Here is a 16,682-nt window from a genome sequence, read left to right on the forward strand (position 1 = left end):
GGGCCCCGGTCGCCCCCTGGGGCGACCGGGGCTTTCCGCTCGGGCAACGGCGCGTGAACCGAGCGGAGTCTCAGGGGAGGGCGAGGGCCGTGTGCTCCGGGCGGGGACGCGGGGCGGGGAGGGAGGTGAGGGCGCGGAGCCTGGTGTTGCGGGCGTCGAGGGCCTCGGGGGTGGTCGGGAAGAGGGTCGCGCCGCCTTCGCCGACCAGGTCCTGGTTCCGGGTGACGAAGTCGCGGGTGGCGTGTTCGTACGCGGCCAGGCCCCCGGTGTGGTCCCGGTCGGCCAGCGAGGCGGCGAGCATGTACGCGCCGACGAGGGCGAGGCTGGTGCCCTGGCCGGTGAGGAACGAGGGGGCGTACGCGGCGTCGCCGAGCAGGGCGGCTCTGCCGCTCGACCAGCGGGGCATCCGGATCTGGGCTACCGCGTCGAAGAACACGTCGTCCGCCTCCTGCATCGCGGTCAGCATCCACGGGACCTCCCACCCCGCGTCGGCGAAGACCTCGGCGACCAGGTGCCGTTGGGCCCGCGGGTCCGGGAAGGCGGCGAACGGCGGTGCGGGGCGGGCGAAGTTCAGGAAGGCGTGGACGTCGTCGCCGGGGCCGGTGGCGTAGAGCGCGGCGGCTCTGCCGGGGGTGTTCCACATGACGGTCTCGTGGTCGAGTCCGAAGGTGTTGGGCACGGTGAAGACGGCGAAGCAGTAGCCGAGGTAGCGGTGGAACTGCTCCTCGGGGCCGAAGAGCAGCTCCCGGGTGCGCGAGTGCATCCCGTCCGCGCCGAACACCATGTCGTACGTACGCCTCCCGCCCCCGCGGAAGGCGACGTCGACCCCGCGGCCGTGCTGCTCCAGGGTGTCGACCGAGTCGTCGAAGACGAACTCCACGTCGTCGCGGACCGCCGCGTACAGGGCGTCGGCCAGGTCGCCGCGCCGTACCTCCAGGTCGTGGCCCGCGACGCCGCCGGTGACGGAGTGCGGGTGGACCGCGGCCACCGTGCTGCCGTCGCCGGCGAGGAACGTGAGCCGGCGCAGGTCGATGTGGGCGTCCCGCAGCCGCGGGAGTATGCCCATCCTGCGGACGACCTCCAGGGCGGTGCCGCGTACGTCGATGGGGTAGCCGCCGGCGCGGAGGGTGCTCGCCTTCTCCACCACCGTGACCTCGTATCCGCGGCGGTTCAGCCAGTACGCGAGGGCGGGGCCCGCGATGCTCGCCCCGGAGATCAGGACGCGGGTGGGCGTGGTGCTCATTCCTTGGCTCCTTTGCTCATGGTGCGCGTGACCAGCAGGGACAGCGCGGCGACGGCGCCGGCTATGACGAGGCCGGTGACGAAGGAGGACTCGGCCGGGATCTGCCCGCCCGCGGGGGTCCCGGCGGTGAGGAGGGCGCCGGCGAGCTGCGCGCCCACGGCGAAGCCGACCACGCGCGTGACCAGGATCAGACTGCTGGCGATGCCGGTGTCGCGCTGCTCGACGGACGTGGCGGTGCTGGTCATCATCGCCGTGACGCACAGGCCGTTGGCGAGCGCGATCAGCGCCTTGCCGACGACGACGTGCCAGACCTCGCCGTGCACGGCCGCCAGGGCGAACAGCGACACGGCGAGCATGACGGCCCCGGTGCCGACCACCGCGCGCGAGCCGAACCGCCGCGTCCCGAGCCCGCCGAGCGGCCCGGCCAGCGACGCGGCCACGGCGCCCGGCAGCAGGAGGAAGCCGATCGCGGTGGCGCCGGCCCCGAACCCGTACGCCTCCTTGGGCAGCGCGAGCAACTGCGGTACGAGGAAGACCGGCACCGAGGTCCCGACGCAGATCAGGAACGTCAGGACGCACGCCTTCCAGATCTCCGGGCGCGCCAGCATGCGCAGGTCGATCATCGGCGCGGACGCGCGGCGCTCGACGGCGGTCCAGCCGACCGTGAAGGCGGCCAGTGCCGCGACGAGGGCCGCGAGCACCAGGGGCCGCGAGCGGAGTTCCGGGAGCTTGGCGAGGATGGTCATGAGCGTGCCCAGCGCGCCGCTCAGCAGCAGCAGGCCCGGCCAGTCGATCCCGCGGTCGTCGGAGCGGCCGGGCCCGTCGGACGGCATCAGCCGCTGCACCAGCAGCGTCGACCCGATGACCGCGAAGGTCGGCAGCGCGAACATCCAGTGCCGGGACAGCTCTTCGGCCACCGGCCCGGCCGCCAGGGTGCCCGTCATCCCGCCCGCGAGGAACAGCCCGCTGACGACCCCGATGGCCACCTTCGACTCGCCGGCGGGCAAGTGGGCGCGTACGACGATGAACGACAGCGGCAGCGCGCCCACCATCGCGCCCTGGAGCACCTGGCCGAGCAGCAGCACCGGCAGGTTCGGTGCCACGGCGGACACCAGGCCGCCCACCGAGACCACCGCCATCAGCCGGATCAGGACCCGCTTCCCGCCGTAGCGGTCGCCGAACTTGCCGGCGATCGGGGTGGTGAGCGCGCCGGTGATGAGGAGCGCGACGCTGAGCAGCGCGCCTTCCGCCGGGCTCAGATGCAGCTCGCGCTGGAGGAGCGGGAGCGTCGGCGTCACCACCGACTCCAGGGCGCCGGTGGCGACGGCCAGCATGCCGAGGGCCCCGACGGCGGCCTTTCCGATGGGGATGGGTGGAGCCAGGGTTGAGGTCATGAGGGTCCTTTCCGAGCCGAGGGGTTCGGGGGGTTACGGAGCCGGTGAGGCCGCGGCGGTACGGGGGCGCGCCGCCCCGCGGGGGCGTACGCCGGCGGAGCGCGCGGCGGCGTGGCCGAGGGCGGACACCGCCAGCGCGACGCACGCCGCCACCGCCACCGCGAGACCCGTGTGCACCCGGCACAGCGCCGCCCCGGCGACCGCGCCGGCGGCCAGGAGCGCGACGGCCGCGCTCCGCCGCAGCGCCCCCTGCCCGCGGGCCGCGCCCAGCCGGGAGTCCGCCGCGAGCCCGGTCAGCGTGGAGGTGACGACCACGGTGGTGACGTCCTTGACCGCCAGGTGGCGGGCCGTCGCCGCCTGCGCCCCCATGGCCAGCGCGAGCCCCGAGGCCGTCATCGCGCGGGCGGCGGGCGAGCCGGCCCCGCCCGCGGTCAGGCCGAACGCCGCTGCGGCCAGGGCCAGTCCGACGCCGGCCAGCAGCACCGTGCACCGTCGGCTCCAGCCCGCGGCTGCGGTACGCAGCAGCCGGCCGGCGACCGCGGCGCCGGTGAGGAAGAGCGCCAGCGCCAGGGAAGGACCGAGCACCGGCAGGCCCGTCCCGCCCGTGGCCGCCATCCCGAGGATGGCCACGTTGCCGGTCATGTTGCCCGCGAACACCTGGTCCAGGTGCAGGTAGCCGACGGCGTCGACCACACCCGTCGCGAAGGTGAGGGCGAGCATCAGCGCCGGCGGGGTGGCCGGCCGTGGGCGGGCCGCGGTGCCGCTCATCGCCCGGTCGCGTAACCCTGGGCGCCGCGCGGGTTCGCCGCCGCCTGGAGGAGGCCCGTGTCCGGGTCGCGGGTGACGACGGAGAGCCGGCCCTGGCTCCACGGCCCCGAGACGGTCACGTCGTGGCCGCGGGCGCGCAGTTCGCCGGCGGTCCCCTCCCCCGCCCGCTCCTCGATCACCAGCCCGCCGGGCGTCCAGGTGCGCGGCCAGAACGAACTCGGCACCGCGGTCGTGTGGAACGCGGGTGCGTCGATCGCCTCCTGCGGTGTCAGCCCGAGGGCCAGGGTGCGTACCAGATAGAGCAGTTGCCACTGGTCCTGCTGGTCGCCCCCCGGCGTGCCCAGCGCGGCCACGGGCCGGCCCCGGCGCAGCAGCAGGGTGGGGCTCAGGGTGGTGCGGGGCCGGCGCCCAGGCGCCAGGCGGGCGGGGGCCGCCGGGTCCAGCCAGGTCATCTGGAGCCGGGTGCCCAGGGCGAAGCCGAGTTCCGGCACGGCGGGTGAGGACTGGAGCCAACCGCCGGACGGGGTGGCGGAGATGATGTTCCCCCAGCGGTCCACGACATCGAGGTGGCAGGTGTCGCCGCGGGTGTCCCCGGTCTGCTGCACGGTGGGCTCGCCCACGCCGCCGGCCCGTACGGGGTGCTGCTCGGTGACCAGCGGCGGTGTGTACGGCGCGGCGCCGATGTCGCCGGGGCGGAACGCCGCCGACGCGGCGGCGCCGATCCGCGCGGCGCGCTCGCGGGCGTACGCGGGCGAGAGCAGCCGGCGCAGGACGGTCTCGGCGTCCGCCGGGTCCAGGTGCCCGTAGTACGCCTCGCGGTCGGCCATGGCCAGCTTCAGCGCCTCGGCGAGGGTGTGGACTCCGTCGGCGGTCGACGGGTCGATCCGGTCGTCGTCGAAGTGGTCGAGCATGGTGAGGACCTGCAGCAGCACGGGGCCCTGGGACCACAGCCCGGCCTTCGCCACGGTGATACCGCGGAACTCCGCGGTGACCGCGGGCTCCAGTGACGGCTGGAAGTCGGCGAGGTCCGCGGCGGTGAGCACGCCGGCGTGGTCGCGGCCCGAGGAGTGCCGGTGCGGTACGGCCGCGGAGCGGGCCAGCGCGGCGGCCACGAAGCCGGTGCGCCAGGCGTCCCGCGCGGCGATGATGCGCGCGGCCCTGGTCGCGCCGGTGCCCTCGGTGCACAGCCGGCGCAGGGTGCGGGCGTAGGCGGGGTTGACCAGGGTCTCGTACGGGCCGGGGGCGCGGCCCCGCGGCATCCACTGCGCGTACGAGGTCGGCCAGTGCGTGCGGAAGAGGTCCTCGACCGTCGCCAGGACGCGCGCCAGTTGGGGCACCACCGGGACTCCGCGCTCCGCGTAGTCGACGGCGTACGCCAGGACGTCCGCGAGCTCCCAGGTGCCGAACTCGGCGAGCAGCCACAGCCAGGAGTCGACCGCGCCCGGGACGGCCGCGGCCAGCGCCCCGGCGCCCGGCACGTGGTCGAGGCCCGCGGCCCGGAAGTGCGCGATCGTGGCCCCCCGCGGGGCGTGGCCCTGCCCGGCGAGGACCCGCGGTGCGGGGTCCGCCGCGGTGGCGAGTACGGCGACGAGGTCGCCGCCCGGGCCGTTGAGGTGCGGTTCCGCGACGTGGAGGACGAAGGCGCCGGCCGTGGCCGCGTCGAAGGCGTTGCCGCCGCGCTCCAGCACGGACTGGGCCGTCGCGGAGGCCAGCCAGTGCGTCGAGGCGCACATGCCGAAGGAGCCGCGCAGCGTGGGGCGCGTGGTGTGCGGGGGTGCGTCGGTCGGTGACGGTTGCTGACCGGCCATGTCTGTCATTCCGTTCGTCTGGTGCGCGGTCCGTCCGGTACGCGGTTCGTCTGGTGCGCGGTTCGTCCGGTACGCGACGGGCCTACGGCGCGTGGTGGGCGGCGTGGTGGGCGGCGAGCACGTCGCCGCCGAAGTCGGCGACCGGGTCCCGCCACACGGCGTGGGCGTGGTTGACGCCGCGGTGGATGTTGGTCCACTCGATGAGCAGCCGCGGGCCCTGCAGCCGGTAGTAGTGCGGTTCGCCCGCCGCGGTGGAGCCGGCCCAGGCGAGGTGGACGGCGTCCAGCGCCGCCGGTTCTTCGTAGCGGGCCAGCGGGGAGACCCCGGCGGGGACGCGGTCGAGGTACGTGCCGAGCAGCGCGCGCAGCAACTCCCGCTGCGCGGCGTCGAGTTCCGCGCCCGGCACGCCCTTGGGCACCGGGGTGAGCGCGAGCGCCCGCTGGTCGGTGCCGGCCAGCCCGGTGACCGGGTGGTCGGCGCGGTCCGGGACGTGCCGCCCGGGGCGCCAGAGCTCGCTGCGCCGCAGCTCGCGGCCGTCGACCCGGGTGCTGTTGCCCGCCACGACGTCGTGCGGGGCGCGCCGCAGCAGTACGGCGCGGGCGGCGGCGCCGGGGCGCAGGGAACGTACCAGCTCCCGGGCCAGGTCCTCGGCCGTCCCGAGCGGGCGCAGTGCCGCCCCGCCCAGCAGCGGCGACACGGCGGGGTCGGCGCCCAGGAAGCACGGGGTGGCGGCGGCGACGCGCCCGTCCACGACGAGGTTGTTGAGCGAGACGTGGTGGCCGCCGAACCGCCAGCCCCACGGCTCCGCCCCGCCGGGCTCGCCGAAGACCCGCAGGTAGTACATGCCGGGGTCGCGGGTGCGCTCCCGCCCCCAGTCGATCGAGAAGCCCTCGACGCGGTCGAGCACGTTCTCCAGGCCGAGCACGGTGGCGACGGTGGTGTACCCGGCTTCCGACAGGCCGCTGGCGACCAGCCGCATCACCAGCCGGTGCTGGGCAGGGCGCTGCTGGTGGAACGTCAGTCCGCCGTGGTCGGTGGGGGTGTAGAACCACCGGGTCCGTTCGGCCTCGCCGCCCCCGCCCGCCGCCGGCGGCGGCCCGACCGCTGCCCGGCGCTGGTCCGGGTCGAGGGAGTCGAGCCACACCAGGGCCGCCTCGGCCATCCTGGCCGCGACCTCGCGGCTGCGGTCAGCCACGGCCGCCGCCGGCGACGCCGAGGAAGTCGCGTACCCGAAGGGCGATCGTGTCCGCGAACTCCACCGCGATCCCGTGCCGCCCGTCCTCGATCGCGCACAGCTCGGCGTGCGGCATCCGCTGCGCCATCAGCACGGCGCCGGCGTACGGCGCCAGCCGGTCCGCCGTGCCGTGCACGATCAGCGCGGGCGCGGTGATCTCCCCGAGCCGATCGCGGACTTCGTGCCGCCGGGCCACGTCGTGGCGGCGGGCGCGCTGCCCGGGCGTACGGACGGTGAGCGTCCGGCCGGCCGCGGCCGGCAGCCCGGTCCGGCCCGCGGGGGTGAAGAAGAAGTCGGCGGCGGCGTGCTGCCGGTCGTCGGGCGACATCCGCAGCAGCTCGTCGACCGCCTCGCCGCCCATGGCGTAGCTCGGCGTGGTGGCCACCAGGACGAGGGACGCGACCCGGTCGGGGTGCCGGAGCGCGGCGTGCTGCGCGACGGCGCCGCCGAAGGAGGTGCCCAGCAGGTGCGCCCGCGGCAGCTCAAGCGCGTCGAGCAGCGCGGCGAGGTCGTCGGCGAGGTCTTCGAGCGCGTACGGGACCGGCGGGTTCACGGTGATCCCCGAGTCCCGCTGGTCGTACGAGATCGCCCGGACCCCGGTGCCGAGCCGGCCGCGGAGCGCGGCGAACTGCGTGCGGTCACTCTCGCCGCCGTGCACGAGGACGAGCGGCACGCCGCTGCCGCCGTCGACGACCCCGACGTCGAGTCCGCCCGCCCGCACGGTCGCACTGGCCGGTTCCGCGGGTTCCTGCTCTTGCTGGTGCGTTGCCACCGCTGACCTCCTTGTCGATGCAGTCGTAAGATATACCTACGATTTGAGACGCGTCTATCACTTCACAGGAAGGGATTTTTCCGCCCGACGGAGGGGAGTGTGCGGGCACGGCTGTGCGCCGGGCGTCATACCCGGGGGGTGAGAGGGGGTGCTACCGCGGTAGGGGGAGGGTGCGGCCGGTCAGCCGGCCCGGGCCCACCCGCGCAGCGCGCCGCGGTATGCCTCGGTCAGCCGCGTGATGACCTCGCGGCGGGAGAGCCCCGTCTCCCGCAGCAGGTCCTGGACCTCCCGCGGGTCGAAGATCACGTTGCTGAGGAACAGGGCGTACTCGAGCATGTCGTCCGGGACGCCGATGTCGTCCATCAGCCCGCGCACGGGGCCGCTCCAGGCGTCCCGGGTGGCGACGATGATCTCGTTCCCGCCGTGCAGCCGCTCGAGGAAGCCCCGCCGGGAGCGGAGCTGCACCAGCGCCGGGCCGTGCTCGGCGAGCAGGTCCACCCACTTGTCCACGACGGCGTCGAACAGCGGCCGGCCCTGCGCGGCCGACGTCGCGCTGAAGTCGCGCAGCTCCTCGACGACGCTGAGCACGTAGGCGGCGAGCACGTCGTCCATCGAGGAGTAGTAGCGGTACGCGGTGGCCGGGCCGATCTCCGCGCGCGACGCGACCGCCTGCATCGTGAGCCGGTCGGGCGCCTCCCGGGCGAGCTCGCCGACGGCCTCCAGGAGGCGCCGGCGGTTGCGGCGGGTGTCGCTGCGCAGTTTGCGCCCCCCTCCCGGGGCGGCCTGCTGGTCGGCCACGGGGCTCCTCCGCCTCATCGACGTGCAGGCAAAGGGTAGCGCCTCGGGGTACGGGCCGGCCGCACGCCCGTACGCGGCGGGCCCGCCCCCGCCGGCACATGCACCGGCACCGTCACGGGCCCGCGGCACCGAAGTAGCGGACGATGCGCTCCAGCCCGGTCCACAGGTCGTCCTCCGCGGTCGCGAACGAGATCCGGATGTGCCCCTCGCCCGAGGGCCCGTACTCGGCGCCGGCCCGCACCAGCACCCCCTGCCCGGCCAGCTCGCGGGCGACGTCCTCGGAGGGCACGCCGGTGTCGTAGCGGAGGAACCCGTAGAACGCGCCCTCCGGCGGCACCAGATGCAGGCCGGGCACGCCGGACAGGCGCGCGACCGCCAGATCGCGCCGCCGCCGGTACCCGTCGACCATGGCCGCCACGACGTCCTCCGGCAGCTCCAGGGCGGCCAGGGCCGCGTGCTGGACGGCGGTGTTCAGCGAGCCGTTCAGGCTCCGGTGCACGTGTGCCGCCGCGTCCACCACCGCGCGGGGCCCGGTCAGGAACCCCACCCGCCAGCCGGTCATCGCGTACGTCTTGGAGAAGGTCTGCACGTACACGGTCCGGTCCCGCAGCGAGTCGATCTCCAGCGCCGATGCCGGCTCGTGCCCCGGATAGATCAGCCGGTGGTACGCCTCGTCGCTGACGACAAGCGTGTCGGAGCCGTCCAGCAGCTCGCCGAGGGCCGCCAGTTCCTGCCTGCGGTGGACGATGCCCGTCGGGTTCGCCGGGTTCGAGAAGACCACCATGGCCGCGCCCGGGAGCGCGGCGGCCAGCGCGTCGAGGTCCCAGTGCAGGTCGGGGGCGAGCGGGACGTGGTCCACGGTGCCCCCGGCGAGGACGACCAGGTCGGCGTAGAGCGAGTAGGCGGGCTCCGGGATCACCACGCGGTCGCCGGGGTCGATCGTCGCCAGCACCACCGCCGCCAGCGCGGCGGTCGCGCCGTGGGTGACCGCGATGTCGTCCGCGGTCCACGCCCGGTCCGGGCGGGCCGGCAGGCGGGCCGCGAGCGCGGCGCGCAGCTCCCGGATGCCGCGCTGGTCGGCGTAGTGGGTGTGCCCCCTGCGCAGGGCGGTCACGGCGGCGGCGATCACCGGCGGCGGGGTCGGGCAGTCCGGCTCGCCCATGGCCAGCGAGACGGTCCCGGGTGGCGCCGGGGCGAGGGCCGGGCGCCGCGAGAGGCGGCGCACCTCCGCGATCCGGAAGGCGGGCGCCACGGAGGAGGGACCGGGTGCGGGCGGCACGGAGGAGGGCGGCACGGCGGTCACCGGACCGCCGCCTCGTCGCCGGGGCGGGCGGCGAGGATGCGGCTGCGCAGCGCCGCCTCCTTCGCCACGATCCCGTCGACCGCGCCCGCCACCTCCCGCGCGCGGCGCCGCGGTACGACGACGACACCGTCGGCGTCGCCGACGAGGACGTCGCCCGCCGCCACCACCACGCCGCCGACCGCCACCGGGGCGCCGACCGTGCCCGGCCCCTCCTTGAACGGTCCCGCGGGGGTGACGGCCCGCGCGTAGACCGTCAGGCCCATGTCGGACAGCGCCTGGACGTCGCGCACCGCGCCGTCGACCACCGCGCCGGCGAGCCCGGCGTTGACCATGATCTCGCCGATGAGGTCGCCGATCAGCGCGCGGGTCGTGTCCCCGTGCCCGTTGACGACCAGGACGTCGCCCGGCCGGGCCTCGTCGAGCGCCCGGTGGACGGCGAGGTTGTCGCCCGACCGCACGTCGACGGTGAGGGCGTTGCCCAGCAGCGCGGCGCGCTCGGTGACGAGCCGGATGCCGCCGTCCACGACGGTCATCCGCTCCAGCGCGTCGCCGACGTTGGCGGCCGGCACCTCCCCCAGCCGGCGGGTCTCCCCCGCCGCCACGCGGTCCCAGCCCGGAGTGACGGACACGCTGTCCGCCGCCGCGGCAATGAACACGATGGCCTCCGCTCTTAAATGAGGTAGTTATCTCAGATAGGAGGACCATAGCCGCTCGGCCGGTCAACGACAACGGGCGGTCCGGCGGTACGCCAAAGGCGGCAGCCGGCACACCGCCGACCGCCGCCCTTGTCCCGGCCCCTACGACCAGCGCCGCAGCACCGCCCGCGCCGGGAGGGTGACCGCGAGCAGCGCCAGGCCGCCCGCGCCGGCCACGAAGGACCCGTACACCAGCGGCGGCACGTACGGCGCCGTACCGGTCAGGCCGCTCATCATCGGGACCAGCGTGGCCGCGGCGATCGCCGTGCCGACGACCACGCCCACCGCCGAGACCAGCGCGCCCTCCCAGCGGAGCATCGCCAGCACCTGGCGCCGGGTGGAGCCGACGAGGCGCAGCGTGCCCAGCTCTCGGCGGCGGTCGAGGACCGTCATCACCAGGGTGTTGGCGGCGGCGACGGCGGCGAAGCCGCCGAGGACCGCGGCCATGGTCTTGTTGGACCACGAGCCCAGCTTCGCGTCGAGGCTCTTCTCGGTCGCGTAGCCGGTCGCGTCGGTGACCTCCCCCAGGCCGGTGAGCGACTCCTCCTCCCCGCCGCGGACCAGCAGCGTCGTGTCGAAGCCCGAGGTGACGTGCCCGTCCAGAGCCGCCCGGTCCATCGTCACCGTGCCCAGGCCGAGGCCCCGGCCGTAGACCGAGACGACCTCCGGGTCGGCCTTCGTGCCGTCCGGCAGGTAGAGCGGCAGCCGGTCGCCGACGGAGACGCCCGCGGAGGACGCCAGGGTCCTGTCGATGGCGATCCGGTCCTTGCCGAGCCGGTCCAGGCTGCCTTCGCGTACGTCCAGGTCCTGCACCTTCGTCAGCTTGTCGGCGGAGGTGACCCCCTGGGTGGCCGCGCCCAGCAGCGACTTGAACTCGCCGGAGCCGACCGGCACCAGCACCTGCGTGTTGAGCACCCCGACCGCCGTGTCCACGCCCGGTGCGCGGGCGGCGTCGGCCGCCGCGCCCGCCGGCAGCCCGGCCGGGTCGGTCACCACATGGTCCGCGGTGACGCCGGCGCGCAGCTGCTCGTCGGCGGCGTGGTTCTCGCTCGTGTTCATGAAGACGAGCGTCGAGGCGAACGCCATCGCGAGCGCGATCGGAGTGATCGCGGACGCGAGCCGGCGGGCGTTGGTACGGGAGTTGGCGGCTGCCAGGTGTGCGGCCGCGCCCGCGGCGCGCAGCGGCAGGCCGAAGAGGCTGGCGCACAGTCGTGCCAGCAGCGGGCCGAGCAGCCCGACGGCGAGCATGAAGCTCATCACGACGCCGAGGGAGGCACCGGCCGCGTCGTCCCCGGAGGAGTTGGCCGCGACGCCCGTGAGGGTCGCGCCGCCGGCGAGGGCGACGACGCCGAGTGCGGTACGGACCACGCCCGGCCGGGTGCGTTCCATCGACGCCTCGGTGAGCGCCTGGCCCGGCTTCATCTTCGCGGGCCGCCGCCCCGCCGCCCAGCCGGCGCCGAGCGCGGTGAGCAGCCCGGCCCCGACGGCGGCGAGCAGCGGCAGCCCCGACACGTGCAGGTCGACCGCCTCCGGGACCGCGCCGCGGTCCCGGAGCTGCCCGAACCACCAGTGGGCGAGCCCGATGCCGGGCAGGGTGCCGAGGATCCCGGCGAGCGGCGCGACGACCAGCGCCTCGGCGGAGACCGCGCGGCGGATCTGCCGCGGGGTGGCGCCGACGGCGCGCAGGAGCGCGAACTCCCGGGCCCGCTGCGAGACGGACAGCGCCACGGTCCCGGCCGCGGTGAAGACCGCGACGATGGCGGCGACGCCGCCGAAGGGGCCGCCGATGCCGAAGAGCGTGTCCTTGCCGTAGGCCAGGCCCGGGTCCTCGACGGCACCGCGGTCGTCGCCGACGTGCACCTGCGCGTCCGACCCGGCGAGGGCCTTCTTCACGGAGCCGGCGAGGGCGTCGGCGTCGGTGCCGTCCTCGGCCAGTACGGCGACGGCGTCCGCCTTGCCGGGGTGCCCGGCGAGCGCGGGCGCCTGGCCGTCCGCGAACCAGGCGAGGGAGCCCTGCTCTCCGCTGTCCCGTGCGGTGTCCCCCGCGCCGGCCTCGGCGAGGCCCGCGACGCGGAAGTCCTGCTTCCCGGACGCGGTCTCCAGCGCGACGGTGTCACCGACGCCGGCCTTCGCGGCGCGGGCCGCGGCGGCGTCGAGCACCACTTCGCCGGTACGGGGCGCGCTGCCGGCCGTGAGTTCCGTACCGGTGAAGGCGTGCGAACCCCAGCCGTGCGCGGTGAGCGGGCCGTCCCCGGTCCGTACCGGGAAGGTGAAGTCCGCGACCGCCTCCTCGGCGCCCGGCGCCCCGGCGGCCTTCGCGGCCAGCCCGGCGTCGAGGCGTGCGGTGTCCGGCAGGGGAACGGCCTCCTTCTCCAGGTCCTCGCCGCTGCCGGTGACGACGTACTCGTACTGGTCGGCCGCCGCGACGACCGGCGCCTTCTCGTACCGCTCGGCGGGCACCGAGGCGCGCAGGCCGGTTTCGAGCAGGATGCCGCAGGCCGTGACGATCAGCGCCGACATCATCAGCACCACGAAGGTCCCGGCGAACGACGCGGGCTTGAAGCGGACGGCGGCGCGGGCGAGTCCGTTGGGGCGCATCATGCCGGCACCCCCGCAAGGGTCTCGTCGCGCACCGGGCGGGCGGCGGTACGGGCGCCGAGGCCCGCCATCCGCGCCGCGATCTGCGCCGCGGAGCCGCCCGCGAGCCGGTCGGCGAAGGCGCCGTCCGCGAGGAACAGCACCTGGTCCGCCCAGGCGGCGGCGGCCGGGTCGTGGGTGACCATCACGACGGTGGCGCCGTGGGGGTGCCTGCCTGCCGGAGCGGAGCCGAGGGCGCGGGGGGTGTCGACGGCGTGCCGCAGCAGGCCGAGCACCTCGGCGGCGGTGGCGGTGTCGAGGGCACCGGTGGGCTCGTCGGCGAAGATCACGTCGGGGTCGGTGACCAGGGCGCGGGCGATCGCCACGCGCTGCTGCTGCCCGCCGGACAGCTCGCCCGGCCGGCGCCGCGCCTTGTCGGCGAGCCCGACCTGCGCCAGCACCGCGTCCGCCCTCCCCCGGTTCCGGTGCTGCCCGGCGAGGCGCAGGGGCAGCAGGACGTTCTGCTCCACGGTCAGGGAGGGCAGCAGGTTGAACGCCTGGAAGACGAAGCCGAGGCGGCTGCGCCGCAGCTCGGTGAGTTCGTTCTCCTTCATGCCGGTGATCTCCGTGCCGCCGAGGCGCACGGACCCGGCCGTCGGCCGGTCGAGGCCGGCGGCGCACTGCAGGAACGTCGACTTGCCGGACCCGGAGGGGCCCATCACCGCGGTGAACGTGCCGCGCGGGAGTGCGAGGTCGACACCCGCCAGTGCGTGTACGGCGCCGCTGCGGCGGCCGTACTGCCGCCGGACACCGCGCAGCTCCACGGCGAGTCCAGGGGTGGCGGCCGGGGCCTCGGCGGCCGGGACCTCCGGCCCGCCGCCGGCCGCCGGCCGGTGGTCCGCCTTGTGCCGCTTGCTGCCACGCAGTCTCATGATCCGCCCTTTCGTCATCTCTTCGTGCTGACGGCTGAAGAGTGCGCGGACGGCTGCCCGCCGGGCGTCATACCCGGGAGCCGATGTGGAGGTGGTACCGCGGTAGGGGGTGGCGGAGGGGCTGGCCCCACCCCCCGCCGGCGGCTGGCCCTACTCGCCGGGGGCGACCAGCCCCGATTCGTACGCGATGACGACGGCCTGCGCGCGGTCGCGCAGATCGAGCTTGGTCAGGACCCGGCTGACGTGCGTCTTCACCGTCTGCTCCGCCAGCACCAGCGTCTCCGCGATCTCCGCGTTGGACCGGCCGCGGGCCACCAGCGTGAGGACCTCGGTCTCGCGCTCCGTCAGGGCCTTCAGCCGCAGCGCGGGCTTGCCCCGGCCGGCGGGGCGCTGCCGGGCGAAGTCCGCGATGAGCCGCCGGGTCACCGACGGGGCGAGCAGCGCGTCGCCGGAGGCCACGACCCGTACCGCCGCGATGAGGTCCGCCGGCGGCGCGTCCTTGAGCAGGAAGCCGCTCGCACCCGCGCGCAGCGCCTCGTAGACGTAGTCGTCCACGTCGAAGGTGGTGAGCATCAGTACCCGTGGCCGGTGTTCCCCCACAGCCTGAACGGCGTGGGCGGTGCCCCCATCCCCCGCGGGCGGTGTCAGGATGCGGCGCGCGGCCTCCAGACCGTCCATCTCGGGCATGCGGACGTCCATCAGCACGACGTCGGGATGGACACGCCGGCTCAGCTCCACGCCCTGTACGCCGTCGGGGGCCTCCCCCACGACGTCGATGTCGCTCTGGGCGGCCAGCAGTGCGGCGAAGCCCGCCCGCACCATGGCCTGGTCGTCGACGATGATGACGCGCGTCGTCACCCGGGGTCCTTTCCGTTCAGGGGGAGGTGGGCCGCGACCCGGAAGCCGCCGTCCGGCAGCGGGCCGGCCTCGAAGGTGCCGTCGACGAGCCGGACCCGCTCGCGCATGCCGACGAGGCCGTGCCCGGTGCCGCTCTGCTCCAGCGGCCCGGCGGGCGGCTCCGGCGGCGGCCCGTTGACGACGAGGACGGTGAGCCGGTCGCCGGCGTCCGACAGCGACAGCGACACCCGCGTCGCCGCGCCCGGCGCGTGCCGTACGACGTTCGCCAGCGCCTCCTGCACGATGCGGTACGCGGACAGCCCCACCGCCTCCGGCACGTCGGCGTCACAGGGCGTGAACTCCACCGGCCCGCCGGCCCGTTCCGTCGCCGCCACCAACTGCCCGATCTGCGCCAGGTCCGGCTGCGGCGCGACCTCGCCGTGCGTCTCCTCGTTGCGCAGCACGCCGAGGAGCCGGCGCATCTCGCCCAGCGACTCGCGCGCGGTCGCCGCGATGGACGTGAACTCGCCGCGCACCTCCGGGGGCAGCTCGGCGAGCCGGTACTCCGCGGTGTCCGCCTGCACCGTGATGACGGACATGTGGTGCGCCACCACGTCGTGCAGCTCGCGCGCGATGCGGGCGCGCTCCTCCAGCAGCGTCCGCCTGCCGCGCTCCGCCTCGCTGATCGTTTCCTGCTCGGTCAGCCTGCGCTGCACCTCGTGCCGCTCCCGCAGCACGCCGGTGATCAGGAGGGTCACCCCGCCGAGGATCATCAGCAGGACGCTTCTGTCGTTCACCCGGTCGGGCGCGACGTACAGCAGCCCGACGTTCGCGCCCGCCGTCGCCAGCCACACCAGCACCAGCGTCCGGCGGGACTCGCGCAGGCCGAGGGCGAGGCAGAGGCCGATGTACCCGACGATCTGCATCGGCGGGAACGGCCACTCCTGCCGCTCGCCGTAGTCGCCGCTGAGCAGCGCCAGCGCGCCGGCCACGTCGGCGGCGAAGATCACGTACCAGGCGAGCAGCGGCCGGGTGACGGCGAGCAGCAGCGGCGCCGACTGCGCGACGGCCAGCAGGCTCGCGACACCGGCGTTCAGGCCGTAGTCGACGGTGAGCACCCGGATGGTGGTGGGCAGGAGGGCGACGCACAGCACGAACGCCAGGCCCCACGGCAGCAGTCGCACCCACCGGTGCGACGCCGTCGCGAGCAGCGGGCGCGGGCGCTCCGGCTCCACGGACGTCATGGGCCCACCCTATGCGCGGCCGTACGGGGCCCGGTGCGCCCGCCCCGTGGACCGGGCGGGCGGGGTGGGGCCCGCCGTCCGGGCCGGGCTGAAGAAGCTCAGTGGCAGTGGCCGGGCTCGGCCGCCGGTCCGGTGCCGGTGGCGCCCAGGTCGTCGGAGCGGCCGGCGTCGATACGGGGCCACTGTGCTGTGGGACGTCCGCCCGGCCACTCCCGCAGCGGCGGCCAGTCGGGAGCCCCGCCCAGGGTCCGCGTGGCCTGCCCGAGACGCGGCCACTCCGCCGGTGAGTCCTCCCAGTCCTCCTGGCGCCCGAACGCCGTGAGATCCATGAGCGCGTAGCTGTAGTCCACCGCCTCGGCCCCGCGGCGCTTGGTCCAGTAGGTCTCGAAGACGCGGTCGCCGTCGCGCAGGTAGCACACCAGGTGGAACAAACCGAGCTCCCGGCCGACAAGAAGCGATTCGAGCGAGGGCTGGGCGGAGTACCACGGCATCGCCCAGCCCATGAAGTCCCGGTAGCGCAGGCTCTCCTCGTAGGACGTCTGCGCGTCCCCGAAGCCGTAGGCGGTGTTCCGCCCCTGGCAGAACACGGCGAAGGTGATGTCGCGGGAGTGCAGATAGGCCAGCTCGCCCACGTGGCTCATCACCCAGGTGCAGCCTTCGCACTGATCGGCGGCCGGCCGGCCGGGCCACCACATGAAGTAGTAGGCGATCATCTGACGTCGGCCTTCGAACGCGTCCAGGAGCGTCACGGGGCCGTCCGGCCCCAGCAGCCGGCTGTCCGCGGCCACCTCGACCATGGGGAGCCTGCGGCGCGCGGCGGCGATCGCGTCGCCTTCGCGGGTGTGGGCCTTCTCCCTCGCCCGCAGCGCCTCCAACTGCTGTTCGAAGGCGGCGCGGTCGGCCACCGGCGGTTGCGCCTTGCTCGGGTTCTCGGCCATATCCGGCTCCTGGGATCGCTTCGTCGTGGCTGCGGGGTCGCTTCTCAGCACCGTAGCCGCCGGCCGGGATCGCGGGCGTATGCCGCACGGCAGCACCGCGCACGCAAGCACATCGTGGAAGCAGTCTGGTTGTCCCAGG

Annotated in this window: 14 protein-coding genes; all 14 read right to left on the reverse strand. The window is 75.4% G+C overall.

Going from position 1 to position 16,682, the window contains the following annotated elements; genetic code table 11:
* Positions 1–70: 70 nt before the first annotated feature.
* Complete coding sequence (locus LG396_RS19145; protein ID WP_225795682.1) at positions 71–1,243, reverse strand: FAD-dependent monooxygenase; 1,173 nt, start codon at positions 1,241–1,243, stop codon at positions 71–73.
* The gene (locus LG396_RS19150; protein ID WP_225795683.1) at positions 1,240–2,637 is read right to left on the reverse strand and encodes an MFS transporter; all 1,398 of its coding nucleotides are present in this window, start codon (positions 2,635–2,637) and stop codon (positions 1,240–1,242) included. Before LG396_RS19150 ends, LG396_RS19145 begins: the two co-directional genes overlap by 4 nt.
* A gap of 33 nt (positions 2,638–2,670) precedes the next feature.
* On the reverse strand, positions 2,671–3,405 hold the full coding sequence (locus LG396_RS19155; RefSeq protein ID WP_225795684.1) for a YoaK family protein: 735 nt from the start codon (positions 3,403–3,405) through the stop codon (positions 2,671–2,673).
* Positions 3,402–5,213: a gamma-glutamyltransferase family protein gene (locus LG396_RS19160; protein ID WP_225795685.1), complete on the reverse strand. Its 1,812-nt coding sequence runs from the start codon at positions 5,211–5,213 to the stop codon at positions 3,402–3,404. Before LG396_RS19160 ends, LG396_RS19155 begins: the two co-directional genes overlap by 4 nt.
* Positions 5,214–5,295: 82 nt before the next feature.
* Positions 5,296–6,408 (reverse strand): DUF3500 domain-containing protein, encoded by a 1,113-nt coding sequence (locus tag LG396_RS19165; protein ID WP_225795686.1) that lies wholly within the window; start codon positions 6,406–6,408, stop codon positions 5,296–5,298.
* The gene (locus LG396_RS19170) at positions 6,401–7,219 is read right to left on the reverse strand and encodes an alpha/beta fold hydrolase (protein WP_225795687.1); all 819 of its coding nucleotides are present in this window, start codon (positions 7,217–7,219) and stop codon (positions 6,401–6,403) included. Before LG396_RS19170 ends, LG396_RS19165 begins: the two co-directional genes overlap by 8 nt.
* A 180-nt stretch (positions 7,220–7,399) precedes the next feature.
* On the reverse strand, positions 7,400–8,017 hold the full coding sequence (locus LG396_RS19175) for a TetR/AcrR family transcriptional regulator (RefSeq protein WP_018835279.1): 618 nt from the start codon (positions 8,015–8,017) through the stop codon (positions 7,400–7,402).
* A gap of 112 nt (positions 8,018–8,129) precedes the next feature.
* Positions 8,130–9,320 carry a pyridoxal phosphate-dependent aminotransferase gene (locus tag LG396_RS19180; protein WP_225795688.1) on the reverse strand — a complete coding sequence of 397 codons (1,191 nt, stop codon included), beginning with the start codon at positions 9,318–9,320 and terminating at the stop codon, positions 8,130–8,132.
* Positions 9,317–9,976, reverse strand: coding sequence for an RraA family protein (locus LG396_RS19185; RefSeq protein ID WP_100301916.1), 660 nt, complete (start codon positions 9,974–9,976; stop codon positions 9,317–9,319). Before LG396_RS19185 ends, LG396_RS19180 begins: the two co-directional genes overlap by 4 nt.
* A 141-nt stretch (positions 9,977–10,117) precedes the next feature.
* On the reverse strand, positions 10,118–12,616 hold the full coding sequence (locus LG396_RS19190) for an ABC transporter permease (protein ID WP_225795689.1): 2,499 nt from the start codon (positions 12,614–12,616) through the stop codon (positions 10,118–10,120).
* Positions 12,613–13,524, reverse strand: a complete 912-nt coding sequence (locus LG396_RS19195) for an ABC transporter ATP-binding protein (RefSeq protein WP_225795690.1) — start codon at positions 13,522–13,524, stop codon at positions 12,613–12,615. Before LG396_RS19195 ends, LG396_RS19190 begins: the two co-directional genes overlap by 4 nt.
* 150 nt (positions 13,525–13,674) lie before the next feature.
* Positions 13,675–14,382, reverse strand: coding sequence for a response regulator (locus LG396_RS19200; protein ID WP_225795691.1), 708 nt, complete (start codon positions 14,380–14,382; stop codon positions 13,675–13,677).
* Complete coding sequence (locus tag LG396_RS19205) at positions 14,379–15,605, reverse strand: sensor histidine kinase (protein WP_018835273.1); 1,227 nt, start codon at positions 15,603–15,605, stop codon at positions 14,379–14,381. Before LG396_RS19205 ends, LG396_RS19200 begins: the two co-directional genes overlap by 4 nt.
* A gap of 98 nt (positions 15,606–15,703) precedes the next feature.
* Complete coding sequence (locus LG396_RS19210; protein ID WP_225795692.1) at positions 15,704–16,543, reverse strand: DUF899 family protein; 840 nt, start codon at positions 16,541–16,543, stop codon at positions 15,704–15,706.
* Between the last annotated feature and the right edge of the window lie 139 nt (positions 16,544–16,682).

The organism is Streptomyces aculeolatus (assembly GCF_020400605.1).
GTDB lineage: Bacteria > Actinomycetota > Actinomycetes > Streptomycetales > Streptomycetaceae > Streptomyces > Streptomyces aculeolatus.